Here is a 19,378-nt window from a genome sequence, read left to right as displayed (position 1 = left end):
ACTATTCAGATGACCGTCTCATTTGCGGGCGGACGATCTCCGCAGATTGAGTGTCGCGCGTCGCAAATCTGATCTGCCTGTGGGCGGCACACGCCGCGCGTCGCGCTGCGGCACGCCGCCGATCCCATCCGCACATCGCTTGCACGCCGGATCGGCCGCGCCGCCTGCCGAGCGCCGCAGATGCGTCGCTCAGTCTACCCCGCCAACGCCGGGCGAGGCTGCGTCTGCACCGAGGTCAGAGCGGCTTGGTCTGCTGGGCGCGCATCCACAACAGGCCGGCCAAGCCCATCCACGGGCACACGAAGACGATGAAGGCGACCAATCCCATGGATCATCTCCCGGCGAACCGTGTGTGACGTCAAGAAACGCTCGCCGATTTCGCCGGATCCGCCTCATTGTCCGCAGCCCGAGCTTGGCGCGCCATCGCGATCAATTCCGATGCCGTAAATCCGCGGTGCGGGGGCGGTTCAGGGAGGTTACCCGGGGTCGGCAAACGCGGCGCCGGCGGAAGGGGCGATGCCCGCCCCGGCCATAACCGCTTCAGCCGACCTGCCTTGCGCAAGGTTCGCTCCACCACGCATCCGTCTCCCGCTCATGAACTGCGGTGACGGGTAGGCGAGGGCCTGCCGCCGGGTAAGCCGGCCCGGGACAAGTGTGCAGCCGAGGCCCGGCGCGTAGCGTATGGCCCACCCTCTGGGCGGCCGCCGGCATTGCCCTATGGCACGCTCTTCAGACGCGAGACGCACAGGGGCTCAGACCCGATCAGCCCGCACCGCCGGTTGCCGTGCGGACAGCCGGTGCAGTTGAGCTGTCTCGTCATCCGCGACATTGCCGTCGACGCTCGAAGTCCGGCTGGTCGGACCCGCGCGCGAGCCCGAAGGTCTCGTTCTGCAAAGTCGTTTGACCAAATTGCTTCAAATACAGCTCATTGCGGCGCACGATATCGAATGAGCCACCAATTTCGTCCGGCTCCGGATGGGCGGTCCGTCGTACGCGAGTGCCGACGCGCGTGCGGATAGCGGCGGAAGTGTTTGACCCGCGCGACGTCCGGACCTTCCACCTTCAGCCGAAGGCGCGCGAAGCTTCCCGGACCTGACGCGTCGCCCGGTCTGCGCGGGCGCTGGCCTGCGCGATCGTGTTCATGCCCGCCGAGATCGCGGACACATCCTGCGCTGCGGTCTGCATGCTGCCGGACATCGCCCGCATGACCACGGATTGTTCTTCCACCGCAGCCGCGAGGGTGGACGATACCGTGTTCAACGTATGGATCGTTCCCTGGATCGCGTCGATGGCGTCGACGGCCTCACGGGTTGCTGACTGGGTAGAGGCGATCTGGAGTCGGATCTGGTCCGTCGCCCGGCCGGTCTGGGCGGCGAGGGTCTTCACCTCCGTGGCCACCACCGCGAAGCCGCGTCCGGCCGCGCCGGCCCGCGCCGCCTCGATGGTCGCGTTCAACGCCAACAGGTTGGTCTGGGCAGCGATCCCGGAGATGAGGCCGAGGACATCGCCGATCTGGGTGGCGTTTTCGCTGAGCCCCGTCACGATCTGACCGGTGCGCTGCGCCTGTTCCACGGCTTGTCCCGCGACATCCGCCGCGTGGTTTACCTGCCGATTCATGTCGTCCACCGACGCGGACAGCTTTTCCGCGCCGATGGCGACCGACTGGATGTCGCTCGACACGCGGCCGACGCGCGTGACCGCCTCGTCGGCTTGGCGCGTGACGTCCGCCACGGCGCCGCCTATGGCGTCGAGCTCATCACCGATCGCGCGCTGCGCGGCCGCGCGCTGCTGACGTTCATGGACTTGCGCAGTGATGTCGGTGGCGAATTTGACGACGCGGATCGGCTTCCCGTCCACGTCGGTGATGGGGTTGTACGTCGCCTGGATCCAGATTTCGCGACCGCCCTTTCCGGTGCGTTTGAAGGCCCCGGATTGAAATTCGCCGCGCGCCAACGCAGCCCAGAACAGGCGGTAAGCCTCGCTGGTGCGCTCGGCCTCGCTCACGAACAGGCTGTGATGGCGTCCGACGATCTCGTCCAGTTCGTAACCCACCGCGGTCAGAAAATTGGGATTGGCGGTGACGATGGTGCCGTCGAGGGAGAAGGCGATGACGGCCTGCGAGCGATGCAGCGCGGTGATCTGCCCTTCGAGATCGAGGGTTCGCAGCTTCTGCGCCGTGATGTCGGTGGCGAATTTGACGATCTTCACCGGCTTGCCGCCCGCGTCGAGCACCGGATTGTAGGTTGCCTGGATCCAGACCTCGCGGCCACCCTTGGCGAGGCGCTTGTACTCGGCGCTCTCGAACGTACCGTGCCGCAGGCTCTCCCAGAAACGGCGATAGTCCTCACTCTCTCGCACGGCCGGTTCGACGAACAGGCTGTGGTGACGGCCCTGGATTTCCGCGAGCGTGTAGCCCATGGCCGCGAGAAAGTTCTCGTTGGCGTCCAGAATTGTGCCGTCGAGCGCGAACTCAATCGTCGCAAGGGATCGGCTCAAAGCTGCAAGTTTTGCGGCTTGGTCGTTCCGAGTCCTGAGTCCCTCGAACATTGATCCTCCACATATCACGACCTCAGTGCGGCAGAAGCGCGCAACAGCACGGTCGATGCTGGCTTTTAACTAGTCCAGGCGTCGTTTAGCGTCCCAAACGACCTTGGGTTCTCACCGACGCCCCAGCCAATCGGCATCTTTCATAGGCGCGGACCGTTTCAGTGCCGTTAAGGGCCCGCCTCTCAACATCAGAATCGCACGCGATGACCGGCGAGAACGGACTGTTCAATAAACCCCGAGTCATCGCCCAAAGATTGTGCCCTTACGTTTCAGGGCTTGATCTTGGACAATCCTGCGTTGTGCGCAGCGTGAGCTTTTCCGGCGGACTGACGCGCCGTGCTCTGCCCCGGCGCGGAGCAACCGGTATCCGCCCTGCAGGCGGCGGTCCCGCTGTCGCCGGGGAGCGCCGACGGACGGGCGCCGTTTCCAGGCCCGTCGCGCATCGAGGGACGTCAGGCGGTCCGGCCGATCGTCGCCTCGATGCGACCGGCAGGCTCGTCCGTCGGCAGAAAGACGGTTCCAGCATTGTCGAGGCCGAAAGAAGTGAGGTCGATCGGCAGGTAATGCTTGTTGGGCATCACGAAGCCGATCTCGGCGAGTTCCGGAACCGCGTCGAGCGCGGCCTCACCCATCCGGTACATGCTGTCCTGAATGCCTTGGCTGTAGGTCGTGCCGAAGACAGTGAGCAGCGTCTGGAGGATGCGGGCATTGGCCTCGCTGCAATCGGGAGGGGGCGACGCCCAGGTCCAGGTCGCATCCATGCTGGTGGCGGCGATGCGATCCGTCGTATCCGGCAGCGTCCGGTATCGGTCCGCAACGAAATCCGACCAGCCCGATTGGGTCGTCTTCATGAAGGTGTAGCCCCGCAGGCCGGAGCGCAGCGTCGAACCGGCTCGGCTGGCGGTGAGCGCCACGAAGCCGGTGCCGTTCCCGTCCCGCGTGAAGGTATGCCCGTGCGGCGCGCCCGCAATCGCGTGACGCAGCCAGCGGATCTCCTCTGCCTCGATGGCGACGGCCTCGATCTGCGGATAGGTCTCGAGCAGGACCTGCGCGACCGCGGCGACGAAGGCTTCCGCGTCGAGAGTCAGGTTCTGCGCCGCCGTGACGTTGACGATGTTCCTGATGCTGTCGGTGGCGATGGCGGCGCGGTTATCCCCCGTGGTCCAGGCGGCCTCGAAGCGGCCGGTCAGCATGACCGACAGCGTCAGCTCCCGCGGCGTATGGTGCTCGCCGTCGCGGGCGAGACGCAGCACACGAACCCGCTCCTTGCCGTAGCGCGATGCCGTCAGGGCCATGGGGATCTCCGAGCGGGCCGCAGCCGGCCATCTCACGCGATTCTGATTCATCCTAGGCCGAGGCGGGCGGGGGCGCCAAGGTTCCCCGGCACCGCCGCGGCTTGACCGGTGCCTCATATCGGCCGGCATAGTGAAGGGCCGGACCGAACCGGCGCCGGACCGGCGAGGGGGTATGGACCTCAACACCATCGAGACCGTCCTGCGTCCGCGCAGCCGGATCGAGTTGCCCGCCTGGCAGGACGGCGATGCCTGCCTGGGCGGCGGCACGTGGCTGTTCTCCGAGCCGCAGGTCGGGATGCGGCGCCTCATCGACCTCGCGACCCTCGGCTGGCCGCCGCACACGATCGACGCAGGCGGCCTCACGCTGGCTGCGACCTGCACCATCGCGCAGCTCGACCGGCTGGAATTGCCGCCGGGCTGGAACGCGGCGCCCCTGGTCGGCCAGTGCTGTCGGGCGCTGCTCGGCTCCTTCAAGATCTGGAACGTGGCCACGGTCGGCGGCAATGTCTGCCTCGCCCTCCCGGCCGGCCCGATGATCGCCCTCGCGACCGCCCTGGACGCGACCTGCACGATCTGGTCCGCGGACGGGACCGAGCGCCACGTCCCGGTGATCGACTTCGTCCTCGGTCCGCAGCGCAATGCCCTGAGACCGGGGGACGTCCTCCGCAGCCTCTCGATGCCGGCCGCTGCCCTTGCGCGCCGCACGGCGTTCCGCCGCGTCAGCCTCAGCCCGAACGGCCGTTCCGGCGCGCTGCTCATCGGGACGCGCGCCGCGGACGGCGCCTTCGCGCTGACCGTCACGGCCTCGGTGACGCGTCCGCTCCGCCTGACCTTCGACGGGCTGCCGGGTCCGGATGCGCTGACGCGTGCCCTCGACGCTGCGATTCCGGATGCCCTCTATCACGACGATGTCCACGGCCGGCCCGACTGGCGCCGCCACATGACCCGGCACTTCGCCGAGGAGATCCGCGCGTCGCTCGACGCGGCGCCGTCGCCGGGAGCCGCGTCATGAAGGTTATGATCAACGGCGCGATGCACGAGGGTTCGCCGCGGGCCGGACAGTGCCTGCGGACCTATCTGCGCGAGGCGGGCTGGTTCGGCGTCAAGAAGGGCTGCGACGCTGGCGATTGCGGCGCCTGCACGATCCATCTCGACGGCGAGCCGGTCCACAGCTGCCTCGTCCCGGCATTCCGCGCCGAGGGCCGGAGCGTGACGACGATCGAAGGCCTGGCGGGTCCCTGCCATCCCGACGATCCCGAGCCCACCGAGTTCCATCCGACGCAGCAGGCCTTCCTGGACGCCCAGGGCTTCCAGTGCGGGTTCTGCACGCCGGGCATGATCATGACGGCGGCGAGGCTCGACCAGGGGCAGAAGCAGGATCTCGGCATCGCCCTCAAGGGCAATCTCTGCCGCTGTACCGGCTACCGCGCCGTCCGCGAGGCCATCGCGGGCAGCGCAAGGTCCGTGGAGCGCGGCAGCTGTGGAGATCCGGTCGGGCGGAACTGCCCGGCGCCGGCTGCGCCGCTTGTGGTGTCCGGTCGCGCCCGTTTCACCCTGGACGCCCCGCTCGGCGACACGCTCCATCTCAAGGTCCTGCGCTCGCCCCATGCCCATGCCCGGATCGTGGCGATCGACGCCGCGGCAGCGCGCGCCGTCCCGGGGGTCGTGGCCGTGCTGACCCATGCGGACGCACCGCCGCGCCGGTTCTCCACCGGCCGCCACGAGGATCCGCGGGACGATGCGTCCGACACGCGGGTGCTCGACCCGATCCTGCGCTTCGTGGGCCAGCGCGTCGCCGCCGTGGTGGCGGAGTCTGAAGCGGCCGCCGAGGCCGGCTGCCGGGCCCTTCAGGTCACCTACGAGGTCCGCCCGGCGCTCCTCGATCCGGGCCGCGCCCTGGAGCCCGACGCACCCCGGGTCCACGATCCCCGCGACGGCCCGGGCGAGGATGCGCCGCCCCTCGGACGCCACCCCAACCTCGCCGGCGAGGTCCACGGCGCGGTTGGCGACGTGGAGGCCGGCTTGGCCGAAGCCGACTTCGTCTATGCCGGGACGTTCCGGTCGCAGCGCGTCCAGCACGCCGCCATGGAGACCCATGGCTGCATCGGATGGCGCGCCGAGGACGGCCGCCTGACGCTGCGCACGAGCACCCAGGTGCCGTTCCTGACCCGGGACGCGCTGGCCGACCTGTTCGGCCTGGAGAAGGACGCGGTGCGCGTGGTCTGCGCCCGGGTCGGGGGCGGCTTCGGCGGCAAACAGGAGATGCTCACCGAGGATCTCGTCGCCCTGGCGGTCCTGCACACCGGCCGGCCGGTCCGCTGGGAGCTGACCCGCCGGGAACAGTTCGTCGGAACCACGACGCGTCATCCGATGCGGGTGGATGTGAAGGTCGGCGCCCGGCGCGACGGCACGCTGACGGCGCTCAGCCTGGACGTCCTGTCCGACACCGGCGCCTACGGCAACCACGCCGGCGGCGTGATCCATCACGCCTGCAACGAGGTGCTGGCCGCCTATGTCTGCCCGAACAAGCGGGTCGATGGCCGCGCCGTCTACACCCATACGCTGCCGGCGGGGGCCTTCCGGGGCTATGGGCTGAGCCAGACCATCTTCGCCCTGGAATCCGCCCTGGACGAGGTCGCCCGCGGGCTCGGCCTCGACCCCTTCGCGCTGCGGCGGCACAACGCCGTCAAGCCGGGCGACGCCCTGGTGTCGAGCAGCCTGGAGCCCCACGACGTGGTGTTCGGCAGCTACGGCCTCGACCAGTGCCTGACCCTGGTCGAGGAGGCGCTGCAAGCCGATCCGGGACCGGAGCCGGAGGCCGGCTGGCGCTGCGGAACCGGCATGGCGATGGCGATGATCGACACGATTCCCCCGCGCGGCCACCATGCCAATGCGCGGGTCGGCCTGGACGCCGACGGGCACTTTACCGTGCGGGTCGGGACGGCGGAGTTCGGCAACGGCACCAGCACGGTGCATCGGCAGATCGCGGCCTCGGCACTCGGCGTCGCGCCGGAGCGCGTTCGCATCGCGGGCGCGGACACCGATGGCGTCGGCCACGATACCGGCGCCTATGGCAGCACGGGGACCGTTGTGGCGGGTCTGGCGACGCTCCGCGCCGCGGAGGCGCTCGCGGTCCGGATTTGCACGCGGGCGGCGGAAATCGCGGGTGCGTCCCCGGATTCCTGCCGCGTGGCGGGGGATGTCGTCGATACGCCGGCCGGGCCGGTGACGCTCGCGGCGATCGGACCGCTCGACGCGGCCGGCCGGGCCGACGGCAGCCCGCGCTCGGTGGCGTTCAACGTCCACGCCTTCCGGGTCGCGGTCGATCCCGTGAGCGGGATGGTGCGCATCCTGAGGAGCGTTCACGCCGCCGATGCTGGGCGGGTCATCAACCCGATGCAGTGCCGCGGACAGGTCGAGGGCGGCGTCGCGCAGGCGATCGGCGCAGCGCTCTACGAGGAGGTCCGCGTCGGTACGGACGGGAGCCTCATCACGCAGACATTCCGCGACTACCACATCCCCGCCTGCGCCGACGTGCCGGACACCGAGGTCCTGTTCGCCGACACGTACGACAGCGTCGGCCCCCTCGGCGCCAAGTCGATGAGCGAGTCGCCCTTCAACCCGGTGGCGGCGGCGCTCGGCAACGCGATCCGCGACGCGACCGGCGCGAGGCTGACCGCGACCCCCTTCGCCCCCGACAGGATCTACCGGGCCGTGGCGGCCGGCGGGACCGGGCTCTCGTGATGGATCACCCGCGGGATGCCACGCCGGCGGCCAAACCCGGCTTTCTGGAGCGCACCTTCCGCCTCGCCGAGCACGGCACCAGCGTGCGCACGGAGGTGCTGGCGGGGCTGACCACCTTCCTGACGATGGCCTACATCGTCTTCATCAATCCGAGCATCCTGGCGGATGCCGGCATGCCGCGGGGCGCCGTGTTCGTGGCGACCTGCCTCGTGGCGGCGCTCGGCTCGCTGATCATGGCGCTCTACGCCAATTACCCGATCGCCCTCGCGCCCGGGATGGGGCTCAACGCCTACTTCACCTACGTGGTGGTCCAGCAACTCGGCTTCAGCTGGCAGGCCGCCCTCGGGGCGGTGTTCATCTCGGGGCTGTGTTTCCTGATCGTCACCCTGACCGGGCTGCGCGCGCTCATCGTCGACGGGATCCCGCGCTCCATGCGCATCGCCATCACGGTGGGGATCGGCCTGTTCCTGGCGATCATCGCGCTCAAGAATGCCGGCCTCGTGGCGGCGAACCCCGCAACCCTCGTCACCCTCGGCGATCTGCACAAGCCCGAGACGATCCTGGCGGTGGTCGGCTTCCTGATGGTGGCCGTCCTGTCCGCGCGGAAGGTTCGGGCGGCGCTGCTCGCCAGCATCCTGACGGTGACGGCTTTGAGCTTCGTGTTCGCCGGCAACACCTTCCAGGGTGTCGTCGCCCTCCCGCCTTCCATCACCCCGACGCTCTTTGCCCTCGACATCCCGGGGGCGCTCTCGGCGGGCCTGCTCAACGTGATCCTGGTCCTGTTCCTGGTCGAGCTGTTCGACGCCACCGGAACGCTGATGGGCGTGGCGAACCGCGCCGGGCTCCTGACAGACGGGCGGATGCGCCGCCTCGACCGGGCCTTGATGGCCGATTCCGTCTCGGTCTTCGCGGGCGCGCTTCTCGGCACGTCGAGCACCACGGCCTATCTGGAGAGCGCCTCCGGCGTGGAGGAGGGCGGCCGCACGGGGCTGACGGCCGCCACCGTGGCGGTTCTGTTCCTCGCCTGCCTGTTCTTCGCCCCTCTGGCCGGTGCCGTCCCGGCCTACGCCACGGCACCGGCGCTGTTCTACGTCGCCTGCCTGATGCTGCGGGAGTTGGTGGAGCTCGACTGGGACGATCTCACGGAGGTGGTGCCGGCCTGCGTGACGGCCCTCCTGATGCCCCTCACCTACTCGATCGCCACCGGCGTCTCCTGCGGGTTCATCACCTACGCGGCGTTGAAGCTGCTCGCCGGCCGGGCCCGGGAGGTGAAGCCGATCGTCTGGGTGATCGCGGCGGTGTTCCTGTTCAAGTTCGTCGAGACGGGCGGGGCGCATTGACGACCGGGCCGCACGGCTACCGGCGCATCGCCGCCTCATAGAGAGCCGCCGCATCCCGCGCCGCACGCATGGCCGCGGCGGCCTCGGGATCGCGCAGGCGCCGTGCCACGCAGGCCAGAGCGTTCAGCGGCTCGCCCTCGGCGGCCGTGGGGAGCAGCAACAGGAAGACGAGGTCCACCGGCCGGTCGTCGACCGCCTCGAAATCGATCGGCTCACGGAGCCGGGCGAGGATCCCGTACGGGCGCGTCACCGCGTCGAGGCGCGCATGCGGCAGGGCGATGCCGTCTCCGATCCCCGTCGAGCCGAGGGTCTCGCGCCGGACGAGCGCCGGATGGATCGCCCCCGCGCTCAGGCCGAGGGCGCCGGCCGCACGGCGGGCCAGCTCCTCGAGCAACGCGCCTTTGCTGGCCATGCGCAGGCCGACGAGGGCGTCGGCCGGCATGAGGATCTGGTCCACGGTCATCGCGCAAAATCGCGGGCGCAGGGACGCATCGGGCTATCCTCGAGATCAGTGGGTCGCGGCGCCGTCGGCGGCGCGGGGATGCGGGACCGGCTCGTCGTCGGGCGCGCGCAGGCGGTAGCCGACGCCGGTCTCGGTCAGCAGGAGGCGCGGCCGTTCGGGATCGGCCTCCAGCTTCTGGCGGAGCTGGCGCACGTAGACGCGCAGATATTGCGGATCGGACGAGGACGGGACCGAGCGCATGAGCTGCGCGTGGGTCAGCACCTTGCCGGCATGCAGCACCAGGACGCGCAGGAAGTCGTATTCCCGCGGGGTCAGCTTCACCTCGGCCTCGTCGACCTTCACGATCCGGCGGACGAGATCGACCGAGAGGTTGTCGACGCGGAAGATCGGCCGCTCGCCCCGCGCGGCGAGCTGGTGGCGCATGGCGGCCCGCAGGCGGGCCAGCAGCTCCGCCATGCCGAAGGGCTTGGTCACATAATCGTTGGCGCCGAGATCCAGTGCCTCGACCTTGCCGCCCTCGTCGTCGCGGCTCGACAGCACGACGACGGGCAGATCGGGATGACTCGCCCGGACCGCCCGCAACAGATCGTGGCCGCGCATGTCGGGCAGGCCGAGGTCGAGGATCACGAGGTCCACCCCCTCGCGCCCGAGCAGCGCCAGGGCGGTCCGGGCGTCGGGCGCCTCCAGGACGGCGTAGCCCTGCGTGGCGAGGCCCATGCGCAGGAGCTTGCGGATCGGCGGCTCGTCGTCGACCACCAGGACCGTGGGGCTCATGCGGCGATGTCCTTGGGCGCAGTTCGGGCGGGCACGGGAAGGCTGATGGTGAAGCAGGCCCCGCTCCGGTCCCGGCGATTTCCGGCCGTGACCGTGCCGCCCATCGCCTCGACGAAGCCCCGGGAAATGGCGAGCCCCAGCCCGGTGCCGGCCCTGACCCGATCGCCCTTCCGGACGCGGTAGAACTTGTCGAACACCCGCTCGACATCCGCCTCGGGCAGGCCGTCTCCTTCGTCCAGCACGGCGATCCGGACCCGGTCGTCGGCGCGGCGGACCTGCAGGGTGACGGTCGAGCCCTCGGGCGCGTATTTGGCGGCGTTGTCCAGGAGATTGACCAGAACCTGTTCGAACAGGACGGGGTCGAGCGCCAGGGCCGGCAGGTCGGGCTCCACCTCCACGGCGACGCGATGCGCGGCGAGGATCTTCTGGGTGCGGCGCAGGGCCGTGTCGACGGTCTCGGCCACGTCCTGCGCCGAAAGGTTCGGTGCCACCGCGCCCGCCTCCAGCCGGGTCATGTCGAGGAGGTTTGCGATGAAGCGATTGAGCCGCTCTGATTCCTCGATGATCGTCGCCAGCAGCTCCGCCTTCGCGTCTGCCGGAAGCGCGGATTCGAGGTCGCGCAGCGTGCTGGCCGCGCCGAGCACCGACGCGAGGGGCGTGCGCAGGTCGTGGCTGATCGAGGTGAGCAGCGCTTGGCGCAGGCGGTCGGTCTCGGCGGCGCGCTCGGCCCGGTCCAGATCCTCCACGAGCCGGACCCGCTCGATGGCGAGGGCGCCCATGTCGGCCAGGGCGTCGAGGAGGCGGCGGCCCTCTGGCGACAGGATCGGTCCGGTGCCGTCGGAATCGAGGCCGATCACCCCGATCGTGCCGCGCCCGGTCCGCATCGGCAGAAACAGCCGCTTGGCCCCCGGCAGCGTGTCGGCCCCGCGGCCCGCCGGCCGGTCGTTGTCGAAGGCCCATTGCGCCGCCGCCAGATCGGCCTCGTCCAGCATGTCCTCGGGCGGGTAGCCGGCCCGGACCGTGACGGCCTGACCGTCGGGCAGCAGCAGGACGACGCGGACCTTCAGCATCGCGGCGACCTGGGCGCAGGTGGCCCAGAGCACGTCGTCCAGGGTGCCGCAGGCGGCGAGCTTCCGCGAGAACCCGAACAGCCGCTCGGTGGCCCGGGCGCGGCCCTGGCTGACCACCGCCACGCGGCGGGCGCGGGAGGCGAGGTTCGAGACCAGCACCGCCACCAGGGTGAAGAGCAGGAAGGCCGCGACATTGGTCGGGTCGGCGATGGTGAGCGTGTAGACCGGCGGCAGGAAGAAGAAGTTGTAGGCGAGCGAGGCCGCCACCACCGCGGCGAGCGCCGGCCCGAGCCCCCAGCGCACCGCCACCGCGACGATGGCGGTCAGAAGGAAGAGGTCGGCGTTCTCGACGCCGGCATAGGGCTGAGCGAGGATGGCGGCGCCGAGCCCCGCGGCGACGGCCGACAGCGCGACCGCGTAGGGCCGCGCCTCGAAGCCCGACCGCGACGGGGCGACCGCGACGGGGCGGCGCGGCTGCGTCGTATCTGGAACGGCCTCGCCGGGGACCACGTGCACGCTGATGGCGCCGCTGCCCCGCACGAGATCGTGCACCACGGAGCCGTTGAGCAGCTCGAACAGCCATGACCGGTTCGCCTTGCCGACCACGATGTGATTGACGTTGGCGGACCGGGCGTAGTCGAGCACGTCGTCGGCGATCCGGCGGCCGCCCGGGAGAGTGACGGCATCGCCGCCGAGCCGGTCGGCGATCCGCAACGCTTCGGCGATCCGGTCGCGCTCGGCCTCGCTCAAGGTCGCCGCGCGGGCCCCCTCGATCGAGAGCGCCGTCCAGGGCGCATGCAGGCGGTCGGCGAGGCGCTTGGCGTAGCGCACGAGGCCTGCGGAGCGGGGGTCCTCGTTCACGCAGACCAGCACGCGCTCGCCCGCCGCCCAGGGGCCGGCGATGGCGTTGGCCCGCATGTGGCCGAGCAGCTCGTCGTCCACCCGGTCGGCGGTGCGCCGCAGCGCCAGCTCGCGGAGCGCCGTCAGGTTGCCGCGGGAGAAGTAGTGCTTCAGGGCCCGCTCGGCGTGGGTCGGGACGTAGACGTTGCCGTCCTTCAGGCGCTGGATGAGGTCGTCGGGGTTGAGGTCCACCACCTCGATGTCGTCGGCGCGGTCGAGGACGCCGTCCGGCACCGTCTCGCGCACCCGGATACGGGTGATCGAGGCGACCACGTCGTTGAGGCTCTCGACGTGCTGGATGTTGAGCGTCGTCAGAACGTCGATGCCGGCATCGAGAAGCTCCTCGACATCCTGGTACCGTTTCGGGTGGCGCGAGCCCGGGGCATTGGTGTGGGCCAGCTCGTCGACCAGCGCCAGCGCCGGCCGGCGGGCGAGGAGGGCGTCGAGGTCCATCTCCTGAAGGACGGTGCCGTGATACGGCACCGACCGGCGGGGGATCGTCTCGAAGCCGTCGAGCAGGGCCTCGGTCTCGGCCCGGCCGTGCGTCTCGACCACGCCGATCACGACGTCGATCCCAGCCTTCAGCCGGGCCCGGCCGATGGTCAGCATCTCGTAGGTCTTGCCGACCCCCGGGGCGGCCCCGAGAAACACCTTGAGCCGCCCGCGCGTCCGCTCCTCCCGGCGCGCCGCTTCGAGCAGGGCGTCGGGCGAGGGGCGGGTCGGGTCGCGGGTGGTCTCGGGCATGAACCTCGTCTCAGGAGCAGTCTGTCTCGGGCCATCCGGTCCTCGCCCTCAGCCGGTGGCCTCGCGGTGCTCCGGCCGGATGCGCGATCCCCGGCCATCCCCGTCGGGGCCGCTGACGCGGCTCTTCAGGATGCGGGCGGGGATCGGACGTGTCCATCACCGACGGGCGAGATCGTCGACGGCGAGGTTCAGCGCCAGGACGTTGACGCGCGGCTCACCCAGGATGCCCAGGGTGCGCCCCTCGATTCGGGCGGTCACGAGGTCGCGCAGCTTGTCCTCCGGGATGTTGCGCGCCTTTGCGACGCGGGGAACCTGGAAGTAGGCGGCCTCGGGCGAGATGTCCGGATCGAGGCCGGAGCCGCTTGTCGTCACGAGATCGACGGGCACCGGGACGCTCGGATTCTCGGCCTTCAGCGCGTCGACATCGGTCTTCACCCGCTCCGCCAGCGCCGCGCTGGTCGGGCCGAGATTCGAGCCCGAGGAATTGGCCGCGTTGTAGGGCGCCGGCACCGTCTTGGAGGCGTCGGCGGGGTCCGGCGCCGTCGTTGCGGAGGGCCGGCCGTGGAAGTAGCTGGCGCCGGTGAAGGTCTGGCCGATCAGGCTGGATCCGATGACGGTGCCGTCGCGCTCGATCAGGCTGCCGGCGGCCTTGGCGGGGAAGATGGCGCCGGCGAGGCCGGTCATCGCGAGGGGGTAGGCGAGGCCGGTGATCGCGGTCAGGGCGGTGAGCAGGACCAGGGCGGGGCGAAGCTGTTTCAGCATGGCGGGTCTCCGAAGGACCGGTTCAGACGAGGTGGAGGGCGCTGACGGCGAGGTCGATGGCCTTGATGCCGACGAAGGGCACGAGGACGCCGCCGAGCCCGTAGATCAGGAGGTTCCGGCGCAGCAGAGCGGCCGCGCCGACGGCCCGGTAGGTGACGCCGCGCAGGGCCAGCGGGATCAGCGCCACGATGATCAGCGCGTTGAAGATGATCGCCGACAGGATCGCGCTCTGCGGCGAGGCGAGGCCCATGATGTTGAGCGCCTGGAGCTGCGGATAGAGGCCCAGGAACATCGCCGGGATGATGGCGAAGTACTTGGCGACGTCGTTGGCGATCGAGAAGGTCGTCAGCGCGCCGCGGGTCATCAGCAATTGCTTGCCGATGCCGACGATCTCGATGAGCTTGGTCGGGTCGCTGTCGAGATCGACCATGTTGCCGGCCTCGCGGGCCGCCACGGTCCCGGTGTTCATCGCGACGCCGACATCGGCCTGGGCGAGGGCGGGGGCGTCGTTGGTGCCGTCGCCGCACATGGCGACGAGCTTGCCGTCCGCCTGCTCCTTGCGGATCAGCGCGAGTTTGTCCTCCGGGGTGGCTTGGGCGAGGAAATCGTCGACGCCGGCCTCCGCCGCGATGGCGGCCGCAGTCATCGGGTTGTCGCCGGTGATCATCACCGTGCGGATGCCCATCTGGCGCAGCTCCGCGAAGCGCTCGCGAATGCCGCCCTTCACAATGTCCTTCAGGTAGACGACGCCGAGCAGCCGCCCGTCCTGCGCGACCGCGAGGGGCGTGCCGCCGGCCTTGGCGATCTCCTCCGCGATGGCGCGGATCTCCTTGACGGCACCCGTCTCCGGAGCCGGCTGGAAGGCGAGGGCGGCGTTCGAGCCCCGGCTCGCCACGGGCTGGCCGGACAGGGACGCGATCACGGCGTCGACCGCGCCCTTGCGGATCGAGGCGCTCTCCAGATCGACGCCCGACATGCGCGACTGCGCGGTGAACGGCACGAAGGTGGCGTTGAGACCCGCCATGTCGCGGGCGCGGATACCGTACTTCTCCTTGGCCAGCACGACGATCGAGCGGCCCTCCGGCGTCTCGTCCGCCAGGGAGGCGAGCTGCGCCGCGTCGGCGAGCTCCTGCGCGCTCACGCCGGAGACCGGGCGGAACTCGGTGGCCTGCCGGTTGCCGAGCGTGATCGTGCCGGTCTTGTCGAGGAGCAGGGTGTCGACGTCGCCCGCCGCCTCGACGGCGCGGCCCGACATGGCGAGGACGTTGAAGCGCACCAGCCGGTCCATGCCGGCGATGCCGATCGCCGAGAGCAGCGCGCCGATCGTCGTGGGGATCAGCGTGACGAACAGGGCGACGAGGACGATCACGGGGATCGAACCGCCCGCGTAGCTCGCGAAGCTCGGGATCGAGGCCACCGCGAAGACGAACACGATGGTGAGCCCGGCGAGCAAGATGTTCAGGGCGATCTCGTTCGGCGTCTTCTGCCGCGAGGCGCCCTCCACCAGGGCGATCATCCGGTCGACGAAGGTCGAGCCGGCCGCCGCGGTGATGCGGACCTTGATCTCGTCCGAGAGAACCTGCGTGCCGCCGGTCACCGCCGAGCGGTCGCCGCCGGATTCGCGGATCACCGGGGCGGATTCGCCCGTGATGGCGGCCTCGTTCACGGAGGCGACGCCCTCGATCACCTCGCCGTCGGAGGGGATCAGGTCGCCTGCCTCGACCAGGACGACGTCGCCGACCTTGAGAGCGGTGCCCGGCACCGTCTCGTAGGCCCGGCCCGCCCCCTTGAGGCGCTTGGCCGTCATCTCGGTGCGGGTGCGCCGCAGGCTGTCGGCCTGGGCCTTGCCGCGCCCCTCCGCGAGGGCCTCGGCGAAGTTGGCGAAGATCAGGGTGAACCACAGCCAGAGGATGATCTGGCCGGAGAAGGCCAGGTCGTTGCCGCCGGTGACGAGGTCGCGGGCGAACAGGACCGTGGTGAGCGCCGCCACGACCTCGACCACGAACATGACCGGGTTGCGGATCATGGCGCGGGGATCGAGCTTCCTGACGGAGCCGATGAGGGCCGGCCCGATCAGGGCGGCACTGAACAGGGATGATGTCTGACGCGACATGGAAGATGTCCGGAAGGGGTGGGGAGCCCGGCGCGGCGCGCCGGGCGCTTTTGGGATCAGAGGGCCAGCCTGCCGGCCGTCAGTGCGTAGGCGGCCAGGAGGGCGAAGCCGCCGAGCAGGACGACGCCGAGGAGCGCCAGGACGAGGTCCGACGTCCGCAGGGGCGGGGCACCGGCGCGATCGCGCCGGTGGGGCTGCCGGTGCAGCACGAGGTGGTGGCGCGCGACGCGCCGGGCGGGGAGGGCGCGGGGCATCTCAGCCCCCCGTCGCGAAGGTCTGGCCGGCCGCGCCCGCGAGGTGCTCGACCACGGGGCCGAGGGCCAGCGAGGGGAAGAAGGTCAGGCCGCCGATGATCAGGATCACGCCGACCAGCAGCCCGACGAACAGGCCGCCATGGGTCGGGAACGTGCCCGCCGAGGCCGGGACCGTCTTCTTGGCGGCGAGCGAGCCCGCGATGGCCAGGACCGGGATCTTCACGAAGAACCGGCCGACCAGCATGCCGATGGCCAGGGTGCTGTTGTAGAACAGCGTGTTGGCCGTCAGCCCGCCGAAGGCCGAGCCGTTGTTGGCCGCCGCCGACGTGTAGGCGTAGAGGATCTCCGAGAAGCCGTGCGGACCGGCATTGGCCGGGCCGGCGAGGCCCGCCGGCACCACCGTCGCCAGGGCGGTGAAGCCCAGCATCATCAGCGGCAGGCAGAGGATGCCGAGCATGGCCATCTTCACCTCCTTCGCCTCGATCTTCTTGCCGAGGTATTCGGGGGTGCGGCCGACCATCAGGCCCGCCACGAAGATCGCCACGATCACGAAGATCAGCATGCCGTAGAGGCCGGCGCCGACGCCGCCGATGATGATCTCGCCGAGCTGCATGTTGAGCAGCGGGATCAGGCCGCCAAGCGCCGTGAACGAGTCGTGCATGGCGTTGACGGCGCCGCAGGAGGCCGCCGTGGTGATCACCGCGAACAGCGCCGAGGCGGCGATGCCGAAGCGGGTCTCCTTGCCCTCCATGTTGCCGCCGGTCAGCCCGAAGCTGTTCAGGACGGCGCTGCCGTGGGCCTCGGCCCAATAGGTGACGAGGACGCCCGCGAGGAACAGGATCCCCATGGCGCCGAGGATCGCCCAGCCCTGGCGCTCGTCGCCGACCATGCGGCCGAAGACGTTGGTCAGCGCGGCGCCGATCACGAAGATCGAGACCATCTGGACGAAGTTCGACAGGGCGGTGGGGTTCTCGAACGGGTGCGCGGCGTTGGCGTTGAAGAAGCCGCCGCCATTGGTCCCGAGCATCTTGATCGCCACCTGGCTCGCCACCGGTCCGAGCGCGAGGGTCTGGTGCGCGCCCTCCAGGGTCGTGGCGTCGACGTAGGCGCCGAGCGTCTGCGGCATGCCCTGCCAGACGAGGAACAGCGTGTAGGGCACGCAGATCGGCAGAAGCACGTAGAGGGTGGCGCGGGTCACATCGACCCAGAACGAGCCGATCGTGCCCGACGAGGCGCGGGCGAACCCGCGGATCAGCGCCACCGCCACCGCGATGCCGGTCGCCGCCGACAGGAAGTTCTGGTGCGTCAGCCCCAGCATCTGGGAGAGGTACGAGAGCGTGGTCTCGCCGCCGTAGGACTGCCAGTTGGTGTTGGTGATGAAGCTGGTCGACGTGTTGAACGCGAGATCCGGCGCCACCGCGGTCTGATCGGCCGGATTGAGCGGCAGCACCGCCTGCAGCCGCAGGATCGCGTACAGCACCGCAAAGCCCAGCACGTGGAACAGGATGACCGCGCCCGTATAGGCCAGCCAGTGCTGCTCCTGGCGGGCATCGATGCCGGACACGCGGTAGAGCCCGCGCTCGACGGGGCCGAGCACGGGTGAGAGGAGGGTGCGCTCTCCGGTGAAGACCCGGGTCATGTACGATCCGAGGGGCTTCACGAGCGCCAGAACGACCGCGCAGTAGAGCGCGATCTGGATCCAGCCGTTGAGGTTCATGGGGGGAGATCCGTCAGGGCCGCTCAGAACCGCTCGGGGCGGACGAGGGCGTAGGTGAGGTAGACGAGGAGGCCGGCGGTCACGCAGGCGCCGAGGGCGAGGTCGAGGGTCATGGCGGACTCTCTCAGAGCCGATCGCAGGCGGCCGCGTAGCCGGCGGCGGCGGCGAAGAAGGCGAGCGCTCCGGCGAGGAAGACGATGTCGAGCATGGGGGTCAGGTCCGGTTCGGCGGACCGGCCGCGGAGGTTCCGCACCCGGCCTTGGCCGACCATCAGTGTCGCCTCGAACCGCGTTAGGGTTCGAGCGAGGACCGGGGCGGAACTTATAAGGGTCGCGTTAGGATCGTGCGCGTCCGACGAAGCTCGCACGCAACGCGCCGCAGGCTGCCGGCATCGTCAGCCGCGCGGCGCCGGGGCAAAGCGCACGCCACAGCGCCCGATCCAGCCGGATCACGCCCGCGGCCTCGCCGCGAATGCCGCCATAGATCAACCCACAAGCGTGGCAGCGCCCGGCGACGGGCACGATGGGGCAGGCGCAGGGCGCGGCCAAGCCAATCTGCGGCGACCGCCCGGGTGCGGGACAGGACGGCGCTCCGGAGGGCCGGTCGTCCGAACCGAGCGCCGTAACCGAGGCGCTCATCGAGCGGTGAAGGGTTCGGGGATGTTCAGAGCCAGCAGCAGGACCGAGATGGCCGACCAAGCGCCGAGCGTGACGATCATCAGCGCGAAGACACGGTCGGCCCGACATTCGGCGAGGATATGGCGGAGGATCTGCATGGGGGGGCTCCATCCGGGCATGTGCCCGGTGGCGCGATCACGTCCCCGTCGGCCGTGAGGATCCAAGACGGCTGCAGAGCATCCGACGTAGGGATGTCATCAGGATCGCGAGCGACTGCGAGGTCAGGCGTCCCGTCGTCGGCGGCCGTGGTCTGCGGCTGTACCGCCGGCGCCGTGGCAAGACCGAGGAAGCTCGGATCGAATTCGTGCAGGAAGCAGGGCGGCGAGCTGTACGCGCCGACTTCCAGGTCGGCGCATGCGGAAGACGTAACCGTCGGCCCCTGTGGCCGGGATGCGTCTGAAGCCATGATTCGGCCCTTCCCGGTGCGGCTCGTCCGCGCCCGCGGCCGGACATCCGCATCGAAGCGGATGCCGACCTCTGCATCGTCCGTCTCGCGACCGGCCCTATGCCGGTTCGGTCTCGGGCTGCTCGGTCGAGCTGAACACGACGTCGCCGGTCCGCTCGCAGATCACGCTCACCGACGTCGCACCCTTCTCCCGATGCTGGATGGGCAGCTGCGCCAGCGCGTAGGCCGTCGCTGCCTCAAGGTCGCACGGCCAGAGCTTGGTAAAGCTCTCGCGCTTTCCCTTACGAAAAGTGATCTTGTAGGCCATTATTTCCTCCGTTTTCACGGAAGATACACTGTACCTGACGCGACGCGACGCCTCGCCCAGACATGGCACCGATGCGTCCGGGGCGGGCACGGATGATCGGCGGCCGTGACGGACCGGCTGAAATCGACGGTCTGTTTCGAGTTGCCACACCTGTGGGCACATCGTTCACCGCAACGCGACAGCAGTTCTGACGCCGCTTGATCCGACAATTGGACCATGTAACGGTGTCGAATAATGAATAGCCAGGCTTCGGACAACGCGTGTG

The 19,378-nt window shown here is 70.0% G+C and carries 16 protein-coding genes; 3 read left to right on the top strand and 13 right to left on the bottom strand.

What is annotated here, in order from left to right:
• Positions 1-1,062 precede the first annotated feature (1,062 nt).
• Positions 1,063-2,547, bottom strand: coding sequence for a methyl-accepting chemotaxis protein (locus tag A3862_RS01300; protein WP_043356429.1), 1,485 nt, complete (start codon positions 2,545-2,547; stop codon positions 1,063-1,065).
• A gap of 452 nt (positions 2,548-2,999) precedes the next feature.
• Positions 3,000-3,842: a factor-independent urate hydroxylase gene (pucL, locus tag A3862_RS01295; protein WP_043755107.1), complete on the bottom strand. Its 843-nt coding sequence runs from the start codon at positions 3,840-3,842 to the stop codon at positions 3,000-3,002.
• 172 nt (positions 3,843-4,014) lie between these two features.
• On the opposite strand from pucL, the gene A3862_RS01290 reads away from it, so the two are divergent.
• The 3 genes from A3862_RS01290 to A3862_RS01280 are packed head-to-tail and all read left to right on the top strand — an operon-like array spanning position 4,015 to position 8,926.
• The gene (locus tag A3862_RS01290) at positions 4,015-4,854 is read left to right on the top strand and encodes an FAD binding domain-containing protein (protein ID WP_043755108.1); all 840 of its coding nucleotides are present in this window, start codon (positions 4,015-4,017) and stop codon (positions 4,852-4,854) included.
• Positions 4,851-7,586, top strand: coding sequence for a molybdopterin-dependent oxidoreductase (locus tag A3862_RS01285; protein WP_043755109.1), 2,736 nt, complete (start codon positions 4,851-4,853; stop codon positions 7,584-7,586). The genes A3862_RS01290 and A3862_RS01285 overlap by 4 nt, the downstream gene beginning before the upstream one ends.
• Positions 7,586-8,926, top strand: coding sequence for an NCS2 family permease (locus A3862_RS01280; RefSeq protein ID WP_111473151.1), 1,341 nt, complete (start codon positions 7,586-7,588; stop codon positions 8,924-8,926). The genes A3862_RS01285 and A3862_RS01280 overlap by 1 nt, the downstream gene beginning before the upstream one ends.
• A 16-nt stretch (positions 8,927-8,942) precedes the next feature.
• On the opposite strand, the gene A3862_RS01275 is transcribed toward A3862_RS01280, so the two are convergent.
• The 11 genes from A3862_RS01275 to A3862_RS01235 form a co-directional block, all read right to left on the bottom strand.
• On the bottom strand, positions 8,943-9,389 hold the full coding sequence (locus A3862_RS01275) for a PTS sugar transporter subunit IIA (RefSeq protein WP_043755112.1): 447 nt from the start codon (positions 9,387-9,389) through the stop codon (positions 8,943-8,945).
• A gap of 45 nt (positions 9,390-9,434) precedes the next feature.
• On the bottom strand, positions 9,435-10,163 hold the full coding sequence (locus tag A3862_RS01270; RefSeq protein ID WP_043356449.1) for a response regulator transcription factor: 729 nt from the start codon (positions 10,161-10,163) through the stop codon (positions 9,435-9,437).
• Complete coding sequence (locus A3862_RS01265) at positions 10,160-12,877, bottom strand: sensor histidine kinase (protein ID WP_043755114.1); 2,718 nt, start codon at positions 12,875-12,877, stop codon at positions 10,160-10,162. Before A3862_RS01265 ends, A3862_RS01270 begins: the two co-directional genes overlap by 4 nt.
• Positions 12,878-13,033: 156 nt before the next feature.
• Complete coding sequence (locus A3862_RS01260) at positions 13,034-13,639, bottom strand: K(+)-transporting ATPase subunit C (RefSeq protein WP_043755115.1); 606 nt, start codon at positions 13,637-13,639, stop codon at positions 13,034-13,036.
• Between the two features lie 22 nt (positions 13,640-13,661).
• The gene (gene kdpB, locus A3862_RS01255; RefSeq protein WP_043755116.1) at positions 13,662-15,752 is read right to left on the bottom strand and encodes a potassium-transporting ATPase subunit KdpB; all 2,091 of its coding nucleotides are present in this window, start codon (positions 15,750-15,752) and stop codon (positions 13,662-13,664) included.
• Positions 15,753-15,808: 56 nt separating this feature from the next.
• Positions 15,809-16,006 carry a hypothetical protein gene (locus A3862_RS01250; protein WP_043354148.1) on the bottom strand — a complete coding sequence of 66 codons (198 nt, stop codon included), beginning with the start codon at positions 16,004-16,006 and terminating at the stop codon, positions 15,809-15,811.
• Position 16,007: 1 nt separating this feature from the next.
• Positions 16,008-17,723 (bottom strand): potassium-transporting ATPase subunit KdpA, encoded by a 1,716-nt coding sequence (kdpA, locus tag A3862_RS01245; RefSeq protein ID WP_043354149.1) that lies wholly within the window; start codon positions 17,721-17,723, stop codon positions 16,008-16,010.
• A 23-nt stretch (positions 17,724-17,746) separates the two neighbouring features.
• Positions 17,747-17,836, bottom strand: coding sequence for a K(+)-transporting ATPase subunit F (locus tag A3862_RS01240; protein WP_020091582.1), 90 nt, complete (start codon positions 17,834-17,836; stop codon positions 17,747-17,749).
• Between the two features lie 11 nt (positions 17,837-17,847).
• Positions 17,848-17,994, bottom strand: coding sequence for a hypothetical protein (locus A3862_RS31340; RefSeq protein WP_158498429.1), 147 nt, complete (start codon positions 17,992-17,994; stop codon positions 17,848-17,850).
• Positions 17,995-18,357: 363 nt separating this feature from the next.
• Positions 18,358-18,498: a hypothetical protein gene (locus tag A3862_RS31335; RefSeq protein WP_164706328.1), complete on the bottom strand. Its 141-nt coding sequence runs from the start codon at positions 18,496-18,498 to the stop codon at positions 18,358-18,360.
• A gap of 405 nt (positions 18,499-18,903) precedes the next feature.
• Complete coding sequence (locus A3862_RS01235; protein ID WP_043755118.1) at positions 18,904-19,113, bottom strand: hypothetical protein; 210 nt, start codon at positions 19,111-19,113, stop codon at positions 18,904-18,906.
• Positions 19,114-19,378: the final 265 nt, after the last annotated feature.

The sequence above is a fragment of the Methylobacterium sp. XJLW genome, from assembly GCF_003254375.1.
In the GTDB taxonomy this organism is placed as follows: domain Bacteria; phylum Pseudomonadota; class Alphaproteobacteria; order Rhizobiales; family Beijerinckiaceae; genus Methylobacterium; species Methylobacterium fujisawaense.
This window is presented reverse-complemented; position numbering and strand designations above follow the sequence as displayed.